This window comes from Acinetobacter sp. TUM15071, from assembly GCF_008980925.1.
GTDB lineage: Bacteria > Pseudomonadota > Gammaproteobacteria > Pseudomonadales > Moraxellaceae > Acinetobacter > Acinetobacter dispersus.
In genome coordinates, this window is the sequence record NZ_BKGB01000007.1 from 148,541 (window position 1) to 165,830 (window position 17,290).

Consider the following 17,290-nt stretch of genomic DNA (forward strand, 5'->3'; position numbering starts at 1 on the left):
AGAAGTAGATCGTTGGTTTCAACAGTCTAGGAAAAGCAAAACCAACTTGCAATGATAAGCTTGTTACATTTCTTATATATTGAATTATGTTGCTGAAGTTTTGTTCTGTGCTTCACACTCACGTCTAACTTCTTCAATAATTTTAAGTTCTTCTTTACTCAACGGTTGAGTTTTTGAACTCTGCGAGGTAAAGCTTGGGTCAAGTTCAGACAGACGTTGGCAAAGTACGTTCATGCGTTTTTCGTTCTTTTGCATACGATCGAGTAAAACACGAATGCCTTCTAAAATAGGATCTGACTGATCCTGTGTTGTCGCATAAGGTTCGAAACCAATACTTTCTGCATAGTCACGGCGACTGACTTCGTCTTGTTCGGTTTGACTTTTGTCTTTGAAAATATAACGGGCAGGGTTACCAACAGCAGTTACACCAGCAGGTACTTCTTTGGTTACAACTGCATTTGAGCCGACTTTGGCACCTTTATGTACTGTAAAAGGTCCCAAGATTTTTGCACCAGCACCAACAACAACGCCATCTTCAAGTGTTGGATGACGTTTGCCTTTATTCCATGTGGTTCCGCCTAAGGTGACACTATGATAAAGCGTTACATCATCACCGATCTCAGCTGTTTCACCAATCACCACGCCCATGCCGTGATCGATAAAAAATCGCTTACCGATTTTTGCACCAGGATGAATCTCAATACCCGTTGCAAAGCGGCTAAATGAAGAAAGTAGGCGGGCAGTGCCTTTGTATTCTTTTTTCCAGAGCTCATGTGCCATGCGATGCATAATCAGTGCATGGATACCAGGATAGGTGGTCAGGACTTCTAATGTATTGCGGGCCGCAGGATCACGCGCAAATACAGCTTCGATATCTTCTTTTAGCTGTTTAATCATGATTATGATCCTCCGTATTGGTCTTTTTCCATGAACCTTGGGCTAAAGCCTGTACGCGGCTAAAAATTCCACGTAATAAATGATACTCCATACGATCTAATTGTATCCTTCCGAATAGACGACGCAAGCGTAATGGGAGTAAACGGGGATTATTTGGATCTAAAAACTCAATTTCAGTCAACATTTTTTCTAAATGAGGATAAAACTGTTCCATTTGTTGTTGTGTAACCAATGGTTCATCCCATTCCATGCTTTGTTGTTGCTTCAGTTGCATGTGGTCATCTGGCTTGTCTTGAACTTGAGTATTTTGTTCAAGCGCAGCCATTCTTAACTCATAGCAAACCACTTGAATCGCTTGCGCGACATTGAGCACGCCATATTCAGGATTTACTGGAATGGTTAAGTGGTAATTGGCTAGGGCTAATTCTTCATTGGTGAGTCCACGATCTTCACGCCCAAACACAATTGCAATATTTTGTTGTTTGGTTGCAGCATCTAATGCTTCTTTTGCAGCAGGTCGAACATCTAGCAATGGCCATGGAATCGTGCGACTACGTGCACTAGTCCCAAACACCATATGACAATCTTGAATTGCTTGTTCCAAAGTTTCAACAATTTCAATTTGTTCAATTAAATCTTGCGCACCTGCTGCCAGTGCATCAATATCCGGATGTGGATAGGTCTTAGGTGCGACGAGTACAAGTTTTGATAAACCCATGGTTTTCATTGCGCGTAAGGCACTACCAATATTGGCTGGTAGGGTGGTATTGACCATAACAATACGCACATGATCCAAATGTTTGGACACGTTGTTTGAGTCAAACAGGTTCATATATTATCCAAAATTAAGAGTATTGAGAGACTTCAGCTTGATAAAGATCCAGTGCTTCATCCATTGACATATTGTCTGGTGGAGGAGCTACCGTTGCAACTTTAGGTGCCTCAGCTGCTTTTGCAGCCTTCGATTTCACTTGGTATTCGATGGAAATGGTTTCTTTGCCAAAATAATCGCGTAATTTTCCAAGTAATTCATCTAATGGCACAACTTTCCATTGTGCACCCAAATGTAATTCAGCAGTTGCGAAGCTTTGTTCAAGCAGGATTTGCAGACCAATATGCTGACACATATCGATATTACAATAAGGTAACAGGATCGTCTGTAGATCCTTGGCCAAAGATTTGGTCATCAAATCTTGAGGGAGGCGAATTTGAATGCTTTGCGCTCGTTTTTGGCGAATTTCATTCAAATTAAAAGCTTTACTTAATCGTGCCATCGGGCGATCAAAGCCTTCACGCTCGTAAATTTCACCCTCAATCACCACAACCTGTTCTAAACGAACAATATCTTTATAGCGTTGGAAACGCTCATGGTTACAGCTAATTTCAACACGTGCTGTACCATCATCGAGTGTGATCATGATACGGTTCGGGAAGTTGGCAATATCAACCACCAGACCTGCAAAAACCGTAGTTACACCACGACGTGTCGGAGTGAGTTCATTCAGTTTGGCAGAAATAAATGATTTTAATTCAGGGCGGTAAACATCAATTGGGTGACCTGTGAGATACAAGCCAAGTGTGTCTTTTTCACCTTTGAGGCGAACTTCATCTGCCCATGGTTTTACAGGCTTGGCAGGTTTACGCTGAACTTCTTCAACTTCACCAAACAAGTCCATGATACCTGTTTCACGATTATTTCGAGCTTGATCAGCTGCTTGGACTGCTTCAGGTAATTGAGCCATTAAACTTGAGCGTTCAATACCAAGACAATCCAGCGCACCTGCACGAATCAAAGCTTCTAAGGTACGCTTATTGATTTTTTTCAGATCAATACGATGACAGAAATCAAATAGATCTTTATATGGGCCTTCATTAATTCGTGAATCGATGACCGATTGCATTGCCTGTTCACCAACACCTTTAATGGCACCTAAGCCGTAGACAATGGTTTGTTCGTCACTGGCATGGAAGTGATATAAAGACATATTCACTGAAGGTGGAAGTACTTCTAACTTGTTATTACGGCAGTCGTCAATCAAGAATACGATACTGTCCGTATTCTGCATTTCCGATGATAAAACTGCCGCCATAAACTCAGCAGGGTAATGTGCTTTTAACCAAGCCGTATGATAGGCAACTAGAGCATAGGCTGCGGCATGGGATTTGTTAAAACCATAACCTGCGAATTTTTCCATATAGTCGAAAATATGGTTAGCAGTTGCTTCATCAATATCTTTTTTCGACGCACCTTCAATAAAGATTTGGCGTTGTTTCACCATTTCTTCAGGTTTCTTTTTACCCATAGCGCGACGAAGTAAATCCGCGCCGCCAAGGGTATAACCTGCACAGAACTGTGCAGCCTGCATTACCTGTTCTTGGTAAACCATAATCCCGTAGGTCGGTTCTAACACACCTTCCAGTAAAGGATGTAGATATTCAAACTCACCACCATGCATACGGTGGATAAAGTCAGGAATAAGATCCATAGGGCCTGGTCGATATAAGGATACGAAAGCAATAATTTCTTCAAATTTGCTTGGTCTTGCTTCCTTAAGCATTTTTTTCATGCCGACGGATTCAAACTGGAATACCGCTGTGGTATTTGCATTGGCAAAGACCAGATAGGCATCTTTGTCATCCAGTGGGACATCGGCAATATTAAGTGGTATTTCAGCCTTGATTCTTTTATTAATATTTTGAACCGCATCTTCAATCACGGTCAGGTTACGTAAACCCAAGAAGTCAAACTTTACCAGACCTGCTGCTTCTACGTCATCTTTATCGTATTGCGCCACACGGTTAGTGCCATCTGCATCACACAATACTGCAGAGTAATCGGTAATTTTACCTGGCGCAATAACCACACCACCCGCATGTTTACCTGTATTACGGGTAATACCTTCAAGTTTGAGCGCCATTTCCCAGATTTCAGCAGCATCATCATTGTCAGGGTTGGATGGATTGGTGACGATATCTTTAAGCTGAGGTTCCATATCAATTGCAGTCGCTAAATCGACACCAAGCGGTTTAGTTGGAACCATTTTAGAAATACGGTCAGCAAGACCATAAGACTTACCTAGGACACGTGCTACATCTCGAATCGCACCTTTCGCAGCCATGGTACCGAAAGTTGCAATCTGTGATACCGCTTGGCGGCCATAATTTTGAGCTACATATTCAATGACACGGTCACGACCTGCGATACAGAAATCGACGTCGAAATCGGGCATCGAAACACGTTCTGGGTTTAAGAAACGTTCAAATAGTAGGTCATAACGTAATGGGTCAAGATCGGTAATTTTTAAGCTGTAAGCCACCAGTGAACCAGCACCCGAACCACGACCAGGACCAACAGGTACGCCATTATTTTTAGCCCACTGAATAAAGTCCATGACGATCAGGAAGTAGCCTGGGAATCCCATTTTGAGAATGATATCAACTTCGTATTTGATTCGTTCATCATAAGGTTTACGAATTTCTGCCCAATCTTCATCACGTGCAGCAATTGGATAAAGATGATTTAAACGTTCCTCTAAACCTGTACGAGACAAATGTTCAAAATAGGTGTCGATGGTATAGCCATCGGGAATAGGGAAGTCAGGTAAGAAATAAGTGCCGAGTTGTAATTTGACATTACAACGCTTTGCGATATGGTAGCTATTTTCTATGGCACTCGGAATATCTGAGAAAAGTTCAGACATTTGCTCGCCAGTTTTGAAATATTGTTCAGGGGTATAATTCTTAGGACGCTTGTCATCCCCAAGCACATAACCATCGGCGATACAAACACGTGCCTCATGTGCTTCAAAATCATCTTGTTCAACAAAGTGAACATCATTATGCGCAACAACACCAATTTGATATTTTGCTGCGAGTTTTACTGCTTGCTGAATGAAATCTTCTTCACCTGCACGTTCAGTCCGTGTTAACGCCAAATAGACACGATTTCCAAACTTTTCAATCCACGCTTCTAATAAAGGTTCAGCTTTTTGTGGATTGGAAGAACAGAGCATTTTACCAACATCACTGTGTTGGCCCAGTAAGACAATCAGATCTTCAGCTTGTTCAAGTACCCATTCTTTTTGTACGCATGGGAGACTGAGTTGCTGGCCTTCAATAAAACCGCGAGACACGATTTCAGTCAGGTTTCGCCAACCTTTGCTGCTCATCGCCAATAATGTTGTGCGGTGCTCTGCATCATTCAGTCGAATGACGCTGCCCAGAATCGGTTTAATGCCTTTTTTTAAACATGCCTCATAAAACTTGACTGCGGCATGCAGATTCGATAAATCTGTGAGTGCCAATGCTGGCATCTCTTCTTTAACGGCAGCTTTGACCAAATCAGGTATGCGAACAATCGATTCCGTAATCGAGAATTCTGTGTGGATACCGAGATGAACAAACCGCATAGAAGGACTATCCTTTTTCAAAGCAACGCATAGTTTAGCATGCAAACCGAAAATGACATGCTTAATATTTTGGCAAACCGTGTCTTTGCTTTGTTATTTTTATAAAATATTAAAAATTAGTCTTTGATTTTTCAATCAATATAAATTTTAGTTTACATAAGGTGTTTTGCCGCTAGAATGTAATCGAATAAAAATGTAGCAATGTGAGCGAAATAATGAAACTAAAAAACATCGTACTTTCAATATTATTAACCAGTAGTCTATTTACCTTTAGTCATGCAGAAGATGTGTCTTTCAGTCAAGAACTTGTGCAACAAGCAAAAACGGGGGATGCCACTGCACAGAATAATTTAGGCGATGCTTATTATTATGGAAATGAGGTTGATCAAGATTTTGGTAAGGCCTTGGAATGGTTTAAAAAAGCAGCTGCTAAAGGCAATGCCGATGCAATTTTCTCGGTTGGCTATATGTATGACTACGGCGAAGGTATAGAAGAAGATAATCCAACAGCTTTAAAGTGGTATACCCAAGCCGCGCAAAAAGGACAACTCTATGCGCAATATTATTTAGGTTATTTATATCTTTATGGTGATGATGGTGTGAAGGTGAATACCCCAAAAGGACTAGAATGGATGAGCAAGTCAGCCGATGCCGGTTTGGATATGGCACAAGCAGAACTGGGACATTTATATAATGATGGTGGTGAAGGTGTACCGCAGGATTTGAAAAAAGCACTGCATTATTACCAGTTGGCTGCAAAACAGGATGAATCTTCTGCAATCAATAATTTGGGTATTTTTTACTTAGAAGGTAAAGCTGGGTTAAAGCAAGATTATAAAGAAGCGTTGCGCTTATTTAGTCTGGCTTCGGGTGCAGGTAATGGTTTAGGTTCTTCAAATATTGCCTATGTGTATGAAGAAGGCAAAGGGGTTGCTAAAAACTATAAAAAGGCAGCGGAATTTTATGAATTGGCAGTGGCGCAAGGTGAGGACGAAGCTCTACTTGATTTATCACGTATATACGAAAAAGGTGGTTTTGGTTTAGCTAAAAACTTAAAGAAAGCAAAAGAATACGAAACACAATGGGATGAGTTACAGGATTCGGATTCTTAAATATCAGAAATCTAAACCTTGTTAAGACATTTCACTGTTAAAAGTGAAATGTCTTTTTTAATATTCAATTAGTTATTAAGGTTTTTGGGATCATTAATAAAATTCCATATGAGTCTCCCATGTGCATAGCGATATATGTCGCTATGAGCACCGCCTCCAGATAAGTAAGAATTTTTATTAATCAGCTCATCTGCATCAACGTAGGTGACTTTGGTCTCCCTATTAAGAGCTGGCTTTAAGTTTCCTTCTGCTGAGGATTTGGCACATTGTAAATTAGGCGTGTTAATTAGTTTTTTACTTTGTTCATTACAATATTTGAGAATACCTCGAGGGCTATTGGTGATTAAAGCTTTATTCTTTGCTCCCGCATAACTTCCCCAAATTGCACTGGTCACGGCTGTATCATGTATAGTTGCCGTCATTAGAATTTTTTCTGCACCAGCACAACCATTAAAGTTAACACCATTAATTGCTCCGTCTTTATCTAGGATTCTTTTTTCTGAAAAGGCACCTTGTAGTGCCACTAAATATTGGACAGGTTTTCTGATGGTTTCTGTACCCTTACTTCCTGAGCGTAATATTTCACTGTTCTGGAGTTCATTCTCAGATTTTTGATATATAGCAGGTCCGAAACAGGTTGCTGTGGTCTCAGCACGTGCCCCAAAACTATGTCCAATTGCAACAACAGGAAGTTTTCGATTGTTAGCGGCTGGAATAGTTTTATTTAATAAAACGCCAAGCCAGGTTAGACCTAATTCATCTGCATCACCTCGCTTAGTCACAAATGATGTCGCTTTACCGACCGTTGAATTTAAAACTTGACTTTCAAATTGGCTAGGCCAAGTCACACCGATTACCAACGGTTTGAATTTCGCATTACTGACACTTCCGTCAGCATTGGGAACACCTGATGCCTTATAAATATTGTTGAGGATAGCGTTGAAATTCCTCATAGCTTCTTCTTGAGTGGTATTCCAGCCCATCGTGATCACAACAATATGCGTGTAGTCGTTGTGGGCAATTTTATCTTTAAGTGCAGCAGATAAAATGTCTAAAGCCTCCCAACTGGCTAAATACGATTGTTTAGGATCTTTAATGTTTTGCTGAGATGGCAAGCAGGCGTTAGTTTGAAGATGATCTGCGTTATTCTTATTTATATTTCGATAGACATCGTAAAGGGCGCAGTTTTTTTGCCCGTGTGTTTGACCAAAATTTTCGAGTATGTGAGATATATATAGAATTTTATGGTCAATAATTTCGTCTGCTACGGTTTTCTGAGCGCCATAAAATTTTCTGCCAAAGTTAATGTTGGCAATACGGATATCTTTTTTATCCTGAACGACAGCATTTAATGGACTTTTTTCAACACCAATAATAAATCCATCCGTATTTAACGCAATTTCATTTGGATAATAGAGGCTAGAGTGAAATAAGATCGATGATCGTTTGCTTCCTGTTTGTAATAGGGACTCCCCTTGGTGGAGTATAGTTGGTTTGGTGGTGCAACTTATCAGACCAATTGCAGTACTGATAAGTAAAATAGCTTGAGTTGCTAACTTTATTTTTTTCATGATGGTTCCTTTTTGTCATTTTTATTTTTAGAGTATATAATTTGAAAATTATATTATTGATCTTAATGGAATATTTTTAATATATCTTGTATTTCTGATAAATGGTTTTTACTGGATTTAGAAAATAAAAGAGGAGGTCATTTGCCTCCTCTTTATTGTTCGATTTTAACGCATCTTGGCTAAGAAGCGACTCAAGCGATTGATCGCTTCACGCAGTTCATTTTCAGCAGGCAAGAACACCACACGGAAATGATCAGGTGTTGGCCAGTTAAAGCCTGTGCCTTGAACCAAGAGAACTTTTTCAGCTCTTAATAAGTCCAGCATCAACTTTTCATCATCTTCAATTGGATAAACTGTCGGATCAAGTTTAGGGAAACAGTACATTGCGCCATCTGGTTTAACACAACTTACCCCAGGGATTTCATTCAGCATTTCCCAAGCGATATTGCGCTGTTCGTATAAGCGACCACCTGGTCGAATTAGATCATTAATTGACTGGTAGCCACCTAAAGCAGTTTGAATGGCATATTGCGCTTGATGATTGGCGCATAACCGCATTGAAGCCAGCATATCTAAGCCTTCAATATAGTCTGCAGCGCGCGCTTTATTACCTGTGATTGCCATCCATCCTGCACGATAACCTGCGATACGATACGCTTTCGACAAGCCATTGAATGAAATACACAGTTGATCACCAGCCAAAGCCGCAACAGCGACATGCTCAATGCCGTCATAAACGATTTTGTCGTAGATTTCATCGGCAAATAAAATCAGATCATGCTTTTTCGCTAGCGCAACGATTTGCTCTAATACATGACGAGGATACACAGAACCTGTCGGATTGTTTGGATTGATAATCACAATACCGCGTGTATTCGGTGTGATTTTACTTTCCATATCTGCAATGTCAGGATACCAGTAGTTTTCAGAATCACACTTATAGTGAACTGCCGTACCACCCGAAAGATTCACTGCTGCTGTCCATAATGGATAGTCAGGCATAGGCACTAGCATTTCATCGCCGTCATCAAGTAGGCCTTGCATCGCCATCACGATCAGTTCAGAAACACCATTACCGACATACACATCATTGACATGCATATCAAAAATGCCTTTTTGCTGGTAGTACTGGCAAATGGCTTTACGCGCAGGGAAAATCCCTTTCGAATCAGTATAACCAATTGCATTTGGAAGGTTTAAAGCAACGTCATTAATAATTTCTTGTGGTGCTTCAAAACCAAAAGGTGCAGGGTTGCCGATATTCAGTTTGATGATCTTATGTCCTTGCTCCTCCATTTCGTTGGCGGCGCGTAATACTGGTCCACGAATGTCATAACAAACATGCTCAAGCTTAGATGATTTTTTAATTTCTCGGCTTGATTGGGTAGACTGGGGAACAACAGTATTTTTTGACATAGCTGGATTCACTTTTGCATATCGGTATAAATAACTTTTAAAGGTTTTAACACTTACCAAATTTAGATCGTGTTGATCTCTCAGCAATTCAACAATTTTTTCATGGGTGAAACCTGATTGTTGATATTGTCTGATGGTTGGTAATAAGTTTTGGAAAACCACACTTTTTTTCTGAGACATTTTTTGTCCTATACAACCGTGCGAAATTAGAATAACACCATATTTGCTTACGCAAAAGACAATATTGTTAAAATTTGCTTACCACATAAATTTATTTTGCTTTCTTTTTGCTATTTTGGGTTTAAATGCTTAATTTTCACTAAATTGTACGATCTGAGACTAGAGTTTTTTTTTCGAATGGCGTAAATATAAAACCTGATCATTAAGATAGTTCTAACATCAGAATAAAAGGTGCAGGTTATGGGAAAAGTGAATAAAACAGACCGGGAATGGCAAAGAGAATTATCACCTGAAGAATACCGCATAACTCGTCAAAAGGGCACAGAACCCGCATTTACAGGACAATATTGGAACAATAAGCAGCATGGCACGTATGTTTGTCGTTGTTGCGGTGCGGAATTATTTTCTTCTGAAACGAAATATGATAGTGGCTGTGGTTGGCCAAGTTTTTTTAGGCCGATTGATGGTGTGGCTATAGAAGAACATGAAGATTTGTCGCATGGTATGGTCAGAACGGAAATAGTCTGCCATGATTGCGATGCACATTTGGGCCATGTGTTTGAGGATGGTCCACAGCCGACAGGACTGCGTTACTGCGTGAATTCGGCATCATTACAACTTAAAACAGAAGAAAAGAATGACGAGGAAACTTATCCATGAGTAACATTTATCAGTTTGAAGCTGAATTGTTAGAGGGAGAAACAAAAGCGCTCGCTGATTATAAAGGCAAGGTCATGCTGATTGTAAATACTGCAAGTAAGTGTGGCTTTACTCCACAATTTGCAGGACTTGAGAAACTTTATGAAAAATATAATGCTCAAGGATTAGAAGTTTTAGGTTTTCCATGTAATCAGTTTGGAGGACAAGATCCAGGTACGAATAAAGAGATTGGTACTTTTTGTCAGCGCAATTATGGGGTCAGTTTTCCTATGTTTGCCAAGGTGGATGTCAAAGGGCCAGAAGCACATGTGATTTTCCGTTATTTAACTCGTGAAGCAAAAGGGCTTCTAGGTAGTCGTAACATCAAATGGAACTTTACTAAGTTCTTGGTGGGGCGTAATGGAGAAGTTTTGGAGCGTTATGCGCCAACGACTAAGCCAGAGGCTTTGGAAGCTGATATTGAAAAAGCTTTGGCAAAATAAAGAATGATAAGCATAGGTTGAGGTTTAAATTATTTTGGACTCAACAGTTGAATTTTGGAGTGATCCAGATATGCCTTATGTTGAAACACGTAAGGCATGTCAAAGTCGAATCTGCTATAAATCTCACAGTCATCCTACTTTTTCAATCGGTGCTGTTGATATTGGGCAGAGCCGCTTTTCAAGTACTTTTGCACAAGAGCAAGTCATTCAAGCAGGGAGTTTGGTGGTTATTCCATCGCATGTAGAACATTCTTGTAATCCTTTACCTGATCAGGCATGGAGTTACCAGATGATGCATTTGGATGCTGCTTGGTTAACGGCCTTGATTGAAGAACTGCACCAAGATATGGCTTTAGAAACTGACAGACAAACAATATACCTCCCTCAATTAAGACCAACTATTGTTGATGATGTAAAAGCTTACGACGCATTTACAGCTTTGAATCGGCTACTATTTAACGAGCAGATTTCAGTATTCGAAAAAGAACAGTGTTTAATTCAAACCTTAACAGAGATTCTAATACCGAGCTTCCATTGGGAAAAGATCCATTCTTCTCATTATTTTCAGAAGCATCTTCCCGACTTATTGGAATGCCTTGAAGGCAATATTGAGAATCTGTCTTTGTACGAGCTTTCCGAAAAGATGAATATGAGTCGTTATGCGTTAATACGATTATTTAAACATTACTTTGGATTAACCCCACATGCTTATCAGTTGAACTATAAGGTCAACCAAGCTCGGCAGCGTTTAAGAGAACCTGATGGTGATTTAGCACGATTGGCATACGAACTCGATTTTAGCGATCAAAGTCATTTTCATCGCGTTTTTAAGCAACATACAGGCATAACGCCCAAGCAATATTATAAGAAATCTTAGCCCACGCAATTTTATACAAGAACAAAGCACCGTACTTTTCTAAGCTGACTCCGATTCACTTGGAGAGCATCTATGGAGCTTTTTCTAACCATTGCCATTACGCACTTTATTGCATTACTGACACCAGGTGCAGATTTCTTTTTAATTTTAAAAACTTTGTTAGAGAACCAGAAAAAGGCTGCTAGATTCACCTGTGCAGGCATTGCACTGGGGAATGCCATCATACTGATCAGCATTTATTTGAGTCTATTTATCATTGGTCAGGTAAATACCGAATTATTCATCCTCATGAAGTGGTTGGGTGTTGTTTATTTTGCATATTTGGCGATTCAATGTTTCCGTTTGGCTCAATCAGCACAGCGGGTCAATGAACTTGCTGAGAAACGTGTTCATCAACCGAACAAGAATGCTTACCCCAAAGCGTTTCTCTCGGGATTACTTTCCAGTTTGTTGAACCCGAAGAATTTGATGTTCTATAGCGTATTGGTGATTTTGATTTATCCGCAATATAATTTTGTTCAAAATACTTTGCTGTGTTTTTGGATGGTGGGGTTAGTGTTGCTCTGGAATCTCACTATTGTTCAATTGATCGGTTCAAGTATTTACCTGTCGTGGTTAAATCGGCATCTGCACCATTTATATTATTTAGCAGGACTCAGTTTTTTGTTATTTATGCTGGTACTGATCATGTATTAAATAAAAAGACGGTCAAATGACCGTCTTTTTTATGCAAGCTTATTGAGTGGGTTCAATAGGTTGATGTGGTGACTTCCTAAAGCTATGGATCTTGCGATTAATATCATCGATAAAGGTGTACACCACAGGAATGACCAATAAGGATAAGAAGGTACTTGTAATCAAGCCACCAATGACCGAGATTGCCATTGGTGCACGGAAACTCGGATCAGTACCAATCCCGAGTGCAATTGGTAACATTCCCGCACCCATGGCCAGCGTAGTCATGATGATTGGACGTGCCCGTTTATGGCAGGCATCGAGTAGGGCATTGAATCGCGAATAATGCTTTTCATTCCTTGCGATAATCGCGTAATCGACCAGTAGAATCGAGTTCTTACTGGCAATCCCCATCAGCATAATCAGACCAATCAAACTTGGCATCGAGAAACTACTTTTTGCTAACAGCAGCATCACGAATGCACCACCGAGGGATAAAGGTAAGGCCACCAGAATGGTAATTGGCTGTAAAAAATCTTTAAATAACAATACCAAAACAACATAGATACACAGTACACCTGTGAGCATTGCTAGACCAAAACTAGAGAACAGTTCCTGCATCACTTCAGCATCACCAATATTGGTACGCTTCACCGTAGGTGGTAAATTCTTCATCGTCGGTAGTTGATCAACTTTGGCAGCAATATCTCCCAACGGTTGATTATTCAATTCAATATTGAAGTTAATGTTACGTAAACGGTTGAAACGGTCAATTTGTGATGGACCACTTTCGATATTGACGTCTGCAATGGTACCGAGCATCACAGGACCTCGACTACCTTTCACCATCAAGCGTTTCATGAGCTCTTGATCTTGACGGGCAGCCAGTGGAAGTTTAATTACAACAGGCACTTGCCGTTGCGACAGATTGAGTTTTGCCAAGTTCTGGTCAAAATCACCCGCAGTCGCGATTCGTAAAGTCTCAGCAATATCGTAAGTGGTCACACCTAAATCAGCCGCTTTGGCAAAATCAGGGCGAATCACTAACTCAGGACGAATCAAGGCTGCACTCGAGGTGATACTACCTACATTCGGAATGGTACGTAATTCGCGTTCTAGGCTACGTGCCGTTGCCATCAATGCTTCTGGATCATCACCTGATAAAGCTAGTTGGTATTGACTGTTGTTACCCGCTAAACCAACTTGAATGCGTGCACCCGGAAGTGGGGCGAGACGTTGGCGTAGTTGATCTTCAATGTCTTGCAAGCTGGCACTACGATCAGAACGTTCAGTGGTTTGAATCGTGAGTGTTGCTTTGCGCGGTTCGCTTGATGCACCACCAGCAAAAGGATCTGTTCCAGCAGCACCGCCACCAATCGTGGTATAGATGCTTTTAATTTCAGGATGATCTTTAATCAGCGTACGTGCATATTCGGCAGTCTTAAGCGTATCTGCAAACTGTGAACCCGGGGTGAGTTCCAAACGAACTTGGGTTTGTCCTGTATCGGGTGGGGGAACGAAGCCTGTAGGTAATAATGGAATCAGCATGACTGAGCAGATAAAAAAGGCAATCGCACCAGCTAAAGTGATCCAGCGATGATTCAGACACCACGTCACCAAAAGCATGTAGCCACGCATAACTTTGCCATCTTTAGCACGGTCTTTGGCTAGACTGCTTGTGCCTTGATCAGTGGCAGTTTGTACTGTTGCTGATTCATCCTGTTGTTCAACCTTACCGACCCATGGTTTCAAAATATAGGCAGACATCATTGGGGTGAGTAAACGCGCAACAAGCAGTGAGGCAAAGATCGCAAGAGCCGCCGTCCAACCAAACTGAACGAAAAACTTACCTGCGATACCACTCATAAACGCAGTGGGTAGGAATACGGCAATCAATGTGAAGGTGGTGGCAATTACGGCCAGACCAATTTCATCGGCTGCTTCCATGGCCGCCTCATAGGGTGTTTTCCCCATGCGTAAATGCCGTATGATATTTTCAATTTCAACGATGGCGTCATCGACCAGAATACCCACCACCAATGACATGGCTAAAAGCGTCACTGTATTGAGAGTGAAACCAAAGAAATACATGCCAATTAAGGCAGGTAAAATCGATAATGGCAGGGCAGTTGCAGCAATGATGGTGGCACGCCAGTCACGTAAAAATAGCCACACCACCAAGATCGCTAATATTGCACCTTCATACAGCAGTGACATTGAGCCTTCATAGTTGTCTTCGACAGGCTTTACAAAGTTAAAGGCTTCGTTGATTTTAATATCGGGATGTCCCGCTTTGAGTTTATCTAATGCGACGACGACACCTTTTTCAACATCGACCTCACTGGCACCCTTGCTTCGCGTAATTTCAAAGCCAATTACAGGTTGGCCATTCAGTAACGCAGCGGAACGTCGTTCAGCCATTCCATCACGAACAGTTGCAACCTGATCCAAACGAATATGTCGACCATCATTAAGTGCAATATCCATTGCACCAATTTCATCAGCTGTTTTTACTGTCGCAATGGTGCGGATGGATTGTTCACTACCCCCGATTTTGGTTTGGCCACCAGAGGCATCTTGCTGAATCAAACGTAGTTGACGAGTAATGTCGGTTGCAGTTGCATTCAGCGCCAATAGTTTTTCAGGATCGAGCTCGACTTCAACTTGACGCGTGACACCACCAACACGAGCGACAGCACCAACGCCTTTAACCTGTAACATCGCGCGGGCGATATCATAGTCTACAAACCATGACAGTGCTTCTTCATCCATCTTTGGCGATTGAATGGTGTAGGTCAGGATTGGAGAACCTGAAAGATTGATCTTACTGACAATCGGATCTCGTAGATCGGCAGGTAGATCAGAACGAACTTGTGACACCGCATTGCGCACATCATCCACAGCTTCTTGTAGGGGTTTTTCTAGTTGAAACTCTGCTGTGACAGTGACCACACCATCTTGAATGTTGGTGTACTGATTCCTTAAACCTTGCAGAGTTGCAATCGAGTTTTCAATCTTCCGTGCGACTTCGGTTTCAAGCTGAGGTGGTGCAGCCCCGGGTAATGCCGCTGTGACAGTGACCATGGGTAGTTCAATGTCAGGGAACTGCTGGATCTTCATCCATTTAAAACAGAGCAATCCTGCCAAACCCAGCATAATAAATAACAGAATGCCGGGAATTGGGTTTCGGATTGACCAAGCGGAGAAATTCATATCATTTCTCCTGTGTGGTCACAAGTTGTTTGCTAAGTGGTGTCTCTGGAATATCTTTGGCGATACTCACCAGATCCCCATCTGCCAAGAAACCTGTACCCGAAGAAACTACTTTTACATTTGCGGGTAAATTCAAGAGTTCGACGCGATCTCCCAAACGGCGACCAACAGTGACTTTCTGTTGGGTGACACGATTCTTGTCATTGACAATAAAGACATAGGAAAAACCATCACGCAACAGTAGGGCTGTTTGAGGAACCGTCAATGCGAGCTTTTGACCTAAATCAAATTCACCTTTAACAAACATGCCCATACGCACAGCCTGAGTAGTTGGAATGTCCACATAGACCAAGCCATAACGAGTTTGTGGATCAATCACAGGTGCAATCATTCTGACTTTACCTGTTACAGCAGGTTGGGCTGGGTCAGGTGAAACAATATGTGCGGTCATGCCTTGTTTAAGCTTGTATAAATCCGATGTGGTCACTTCGGCACGCCATTCTAAACGATGATCACGAATCAGGCGGAACAGCTCTTGGCCTGTTTGTGCAAGAGATCCGACCGTTGCTGTACGGGCTGAAATGACGCCATTGTCAGGTGAAACCACTTGAGTCTGTGCTAAGCGTAATTGATTACTTTCAATTTGTGCTTTGGCTGCATCTAGACGCGCTTGAGCTGTTGCTTGAGAGGTTTGATACTGAGTAGACTCTTGCGCTGAAATTGCGCCTGTATTTTTCAGTTGCTGGATACGTTTATTGTTGGTAATCGCATCTGCCAATACTGCTTGAGCTTCTGCATAACTGGCTTTGGCTGCTGCCAAATCGGCACGGATAGTTTCGCTATTAATTTCAGCTAAGACCTGACCACGACGAACTTCATCACCGACATTGACATTCACCCGAGTCAGACGCTGGCCTGAGAGTTCGCTACCAATCACCACTTCTTGCCATGCCGCAATGTTGCCATTGGCAGTAAAGGTTTGCTCCCAATTTTGTTGTTGGGGCTGAACAATTGTGACGGTTAAAGCGGCTTTTTGTTCGGTGGTATCTGCATTTTTAGCTTTTTCAGGATTCACTGATTTTTTAGCAGTTCCAGTCTGCCAAATTACAACTGCAATAATTAAAAGTACAACCGCAATTGCTAAAATGAGCCAACCCTTTTTCTTTATTTTCTTGGGAGTTTGAGAAGTCATCTTTCCATAGTCATCATGTTTTGATGGCTAATAAGTATAGTGTGAGTTTATTCACATTGATACATTTTAGGTCGGTCTAAAATGATAATGCTTTTTTATAAAGGTAAGAGTCGGTTGGACACTACATTTTTCATGACAATGGTTGAGGTTAGACGTTGAACATTGGGCAAGGCAGACAGGCTGTCGTCATAGAGTTTCTGAAAACTGGCCAAGTCTTTAGCAACGACGTGTAGTAGATAATCTGGATTTCCAAATAATCGTTGTGCCTGAATTACATTGGCAATTTCAATGACTTTTTCTTCAAAGCTAGAAAGTGCTTTTTTATCTCCATCTTTTAAAGTGACAAAGATGATCGCCGAAAAATTAAGGCCAATTTTTGAGGCTTCTAGGTCAGCGTGATAGCCTTTGATCACACCACTTTCTTCTAATGCTTTAACACGACGATGGCAAGGCGACAGACTCAAACCAATTCTTTCCGCCAGTTCTGTGATAGATAATCGCCCATTTGCTTGTAGTTCAGCAATAATTTTCTTATCAATGCGATCCATTTAGAAGAATCTCCCTTGGGGCTTTGAAGATATAGAAGTATTTGGAATAACATTTTCA

Annotated in this window: 13 protein-coding genes; 5 read left to right on the forward strand and 8 right to left on the reverse strand. The window is 41.3% G+C overall.

Annotated elements, in window-relative coordinates; genetic code table 11:
• Nucleotides 1-84: 84 nt before the first annotated feature.
• The 3 genes from cysE to dnaE are packed head-to-tail and all read right to left on the reverse strand — an operon-like array spanning nt 85 to nt 5,306.
• Nucleotides 85-897 (reverse strand): serine O-acetyltransferase, encoded by an 813-nt coding sequence (cysE, locus tag GBI66_RS08865; RefSeq protein ID WP_151715824.1) that lies wholly within the window; start codon nt 895-897, stop codon nt 85-87.
• Entirely contained in the window at nt 890-1,729 is an 840-nt protein-coding gene (locus tag GBI66_RS08870) for an RNA methyltransferase (RefSeq protein ID WP_004807869.1), read from the reverse strand. The genes cysE and GBI66_RS08870 overlap by 8 nt, the downstream gene beginning before the upstream one ends.
• A 13-nt stretch (nt 1,730-1,742) precedes the next feature.
• Complete coding sequence (gene dnaE, locus GBI66_RS08875; RefSeq protein ID WP_151715825.1) at nt 1,743-5,306, reverse strand: DNA polymerase III subunit alpha; 3,564 nt, start codon at nt 5,304-5,306, stop codon at nt 1,743-1,745.
• A 215-nt stretch (nt 5,307-5,521) separates the two neighbouring features.
• Between dnaE and GBI66_RS08880 the strand changes: the two genes are divergently transcribed.
• Nucleotides 5,522-6,418 carry a tetratricopeptide repeat protein gene (locus GBI66_RS08880; protein ID WP_151715826.1) on the forward strand — a complete coding sequence of 299 codons (897 nt, stop codon included), beginning with the start codon at nt 5,522-5,524 and terminating at the stop codon, nt 6,416-6,418.
• A gap of 68 nt (nt 6,419-6,486) precedes the next feature.
• On the opposite strand, the gene GBI66_RS08885 is transcribed toward GBI66_RS08880, so the two are convergent.
• Both GBI66_RS08885 and GBI66_RS08890 read right to left on the reverse strand, forming a co-directional pair.
• Nucleotides 6,487-7,989, reverse strand: a complete 1,503-nt coding sequence (locus tag GBI66_RS08885; RefSeq protein WP_151715827.1) for a hypothetical protein — start codon at nt 7,987-7,989, stop codon at nt 6,487-6,489.
• Between the two features lie 165 nt (nt 7,990-8,154).
• Nucleotides 8,155-9,585 carry a pyridoxal phosphate-dependent aminotransferase gene (locus GBI66_RS08890; protein ID WP_151715828.1) on the reverse strand — a complete coding sequence of 477 codons (1,431 nt, stop codon included), beginning with the start codon at nt 9,583-9,585 and terminating at the stop codon, nt 8,155-8,157.
• A gap of 240 nt (nt 9,586-9,825) precedes the next feature.
• Between GBI66_RS08890 and msrB the strand changes: the two genes are divergently transcribed.
• From msrB to GBI66_RS08910, 4 genes are all read left to right on the forward strand, one after another.
• Complete coding sequence (gene msrB / locus GBI66_RS08895; protein WP_005152257.1) at nt 9,826-10,245, forward strand: peptide-methionine (R)-S-oxide reductase MsrB; 420 nt, start codon at nt 9,826-9,828, stop codon at nt 10,243-10,245.
• Entirely contained in the window at nt 10,242-10,727 is a 486-nt protein-coding gene (locus GBI66_RS08900; RefSeq protein WP_005189470.1) for a glutathione peroxidase, read from the forward strand. Before msrB ends, GBI66_RS08900 begins: the two co-directional genes overlap by 4 nt.
• 70 nt (nt 10,728-10,797) lie before the next feature.
• The gene (locus GBI66_RS08905; RefSeq protein ID WP_151715829.1) at nt 10,798-11,604 is read left to right on the forward strand and encodes an AraC family transcriptional regulator; all 807 of its coding nucleotides are present in this window, start codon (nt 10,798-10,800) and stop codon (nt 11,602-11,604) included.
• A gap of 72 nt (nt 11,605-11,676) precedes the next feature.
• Entirely contained in the window at nt 11,677-12,300 is a 624-nt protein-coding gene (locus GBI66_RS08910) for a LysE family translocator (protein ID WP_151715830.1), read from the forward strand.
• 39 nt (nt 12,301-12,339) lie between these two features.
• Here GBI66_RS08910 and GBI66_RS08915 read toward each other — a convergent pair whose 3' ends face one another.
• From GBI66_RS08915 to GBI66_RS08925, 3 genes are all read right to left on the reverse strand, one after another.
• Complete coding sequence (locus tag GBI66_RS08915) at nt 12,340-15,492, reverse strand: efflux RND transporter permease subunit (RefSeq protein WP_151715831.1); 3,153 nt, start codon at nt 15,490-15,492, stop codon at nt 12,340-12,342.
• Between the two features lies 1 nt (nt 15,493).
• Nucleotides 15,494-16,684, reverse strand: a complete 1,191-nt coding sequence (locus tag GBI66_RS08920; protein ID WP_151715832.1) for an efflux RND transporter periplasmic adaptor subunit — start codon at nt 16,682-16,684, stop codon at nt 15,494-15,496.
• A 95-nt stretch (nt 16,685-16,779) separates the two neighbouring features.
• Entirely contained in the window at nt 16,780-17,232 is a 453-nt protein-coding gene (locus GBI66_RS08925) for an Lrp/AsnC family transcriptional regulator (protein WP_004807851.1), read from the reverse strand.
• Between the last annotated feature and the right edge of the window lie 58 nt (nt 17,233-17,290).